This is a genomic window from Rhodococcus sp. EPR-157, from assembly GCF_001647195.1.
In the GTDB taxonomy this organism is placed as follows: Bacteria; Actinomycetota; Actinomycetes; order Mycobacteriales; family Mycobacteriaceae; genus Rhodococcoides.
The window spans coordinates 1-2,136 of sequence record NZ_LVCV01000352.1 but is presented as its reverse complement, the minus strand read 5'-3'; the positions used below and the strand labels follow the sequence as shown (position 1 = coordinate 2,136).

The 2,136-nt window shown below is 65.4% G+C and carries 2 protein-coding genes; one reads left to right on the top strand and one right to left on the bottom strand.

The genetic code is table 11. The annotated features are described in order from the left end of the window. The first annotated feature begins 82 nt into the window (after window positions 1–82). Window positions 83–277, top strand: a complete 195-nt coding sequence (locus tag A2J03_RS16325; RefSeq protein WP_068375891.1) for a DUF7455 domain-containing protein — start codon at window positions 83–85, stop codon at window positions 275–277. Window positions 278–379: 102 nt separating this feature from the next. Here A2J03_RS16325 and A2J03_RS16320 read toward each other — a convergent pair whose 3' ends face one another. Beyond that, on the bottom strand, window positions 380–2,113 hold the full coding sequence (locus tag A2J03_RS16320) for a DEAD/DEAH box helicase (protein WP_068375889.1): 1,734 nt from the start codon (window positions 2,111–2,113) through the stop codon (window positions 380–382). Window positions 2,114–2,136 lie beyond the last annotated feature (23 nt).

The following is a 2,136-nucleotide window of genomic DNA, read 5'->3' as shown; positions in this document are numbered from 1 at the left end:
AGAGTGTACGGACCGCGCCATACCGACGCGGCGGACCGGCCCCAGGCAATCGGGTTACACCGAACGCCAGTACGGAGGAGTCATGCCCGGAACTTTGACCAGCCCACAATTGACAGCTGCCGACCGGTGCGACCGGTGCGGTGCAGGGGCTCGCGCACGAGTTGTGCTCTCGACCGGCGGAGAACTGCTGTTCTGCGGTCACCACGCCAAGGAGCACGAAGATCGACTGCGTGAAGTGAACGCAACGGTGATGACCGAATCGGACTCCACGGTGTAGTCGGCTCGCTCGCAGGACACATCGGCAGAAATCTGAACACTCGACAATCTTCAGGAGAACGGGCGTCCACTCGAAGTGGACGTCCGTTCTCGTGCGTTCAGGTCACATCTTGCGGAGCTGCGTGATTCGTTCGCTCAACTGATCTGCCGTGGCCATCGCCGTGGGTGGGCCACCGCACACGCGTCGTAGATCGCCGTGAATCACGCCGTGCGGCTTTCCGGTGCGGTGGTGGTACACCGCGACCAAACTGTTGAGTTCGCGGCGGAGAGCGGCCAGCTGACCGGACGTGGACACCCGCTCGGACGCGGCCGGCGGCGGCACCGCAGGGCCGGGCGCAGACGGCTTCTCCAACTGCTCTTGCTGGCGTTGACGCAGCAGATCACGCATTTGCTTGGCGTCGAGCAGTCCAGGTAGGCCGAGATAGTCCGCCTCCTCGTCGCTACCCGAGAACGTGGCGGTTCCGAACGACGAGCCGTCGTAGATGACCTGATCCAGCTCGGCATCCGCGCCGAGGGAGGTGTATGCCTTCTCCTCCTCCCCCAGTTCGTCCTTCTGCTTTTTCGCATCCGCGAGGAGATCGTCGTCGAGGCCGTCCTTCTCGCGGTGCGGCTTTCCGAGAACGTGGTCGCGCTGCGCCTCGAGCTGGCTGGCGAGATCGAGCAGTACCGGGACCGAGGGGAGGAAGACACTCGCCGTCTCGCCCGGACGCCGAGATCGCACGAACCGACCGATGGCCTGAGCGAAGTACAGCGGGGTCGACGCGCTGGTCGCGTAGACCCCGACCGCAAGGCGGGGTACGTCGACGCCCTCGGACACCATCCTGACTGCGACCATCCACTTCTGATCGCTCTTGCCGAACTCGGCGATTCGAGCGGACGACGTCGGGTCGTCGGACAGCACGATGCAGGGAGTCTCACCGGTGATCACTTCGATGAGCTTCGCGTACGCACGCGCAACAGTTTGATCGGTGGCGATGACGAGGGCCCCGGCGTCGGGCATCCCGCCGCTACGCAACTGCCCGAGCCGAGTGTTGGCCGCTAGAAGGACCGCAGGCATCCAGTCGCCCTGCGGATCGAGGGCCGTGCGCCACGCCCGCGCGGTCTGTTCGGCACTCAACGGTTCGCCCAGACGGGCTGTGAACTCCTCGCCGGCGTTGTTTCGCCACCGGGCTTCGCCCGAGTAGGCGAGAAAGACGACAGGCCGAACGACGCCGTCCGCGAGCGCATCCGAGTACCCGTAGGAGTGGTCCGCCCGCGAGCGCATCAGGCCCTCGTCGTCGGGTTCGTAGTTCACGAACGGGATGGGGCTGTCGTCGCTTCGAAACGGCGTACCTGTGAGTGCGAGGCGCCGCGTCGCGTCGCTGAACGCTTCGCGGATGCCTTCGCCCCAGCTCTTGGCGTCGCCTCCGTGGTGGATCTCGTCGAGGATGACCAGAGTCTTTCTGGCCTCCGTACGTACGCGGTGTCGGAACGGGTGCGACGCGATCTGCGCGTACGTGACGACGACGCCGTGGTAGTCGCTCGACGTCTGGCCGGTGGAGTTGGAGAAACGTGAATCGAGCGCGATGCCCACCCGGGCAGCGGACTCGGCCCACTGGTGCTTCAAGTGTTCCGTCGGCGCGACGACGGTCACCTGATCCACCGTTCGATGGGCAAGCAGCTCGGAAGCAACGCGGAGAGCGAAGGTCGTCTTACCTGCTCCAGGCGTAGCGACGGCCAGGAAATCCTTCGGTGCGGACACCAGATACTTCGTCAAGGCACGTCTCTGCCACGCACGCAGCGGGGCTCCACCCGCTGGTGCGGCTGCGTGTGTGGGGTGGTCTGTGGTGTCGGTCATGTCAGCGCTCACTGGCCGCCGGT

Excerpts from the sequence above, each read along its gene's own strand:
- A2J03_RS16325 (WP_068375891.1), top strand. The coding sequence starts at position 83 with ATGCCCGGAACTTTGACCAGCCCACAATTGACAGCTGCCGACCGGTGC.
- A2J03_RS16320 (WP_068375889.1), bottom strand. The coding sequence starts at position 2,113 with ATGACCGACACCACAGACCACCCCACACACGCAGCCGCACCAGCGGGT.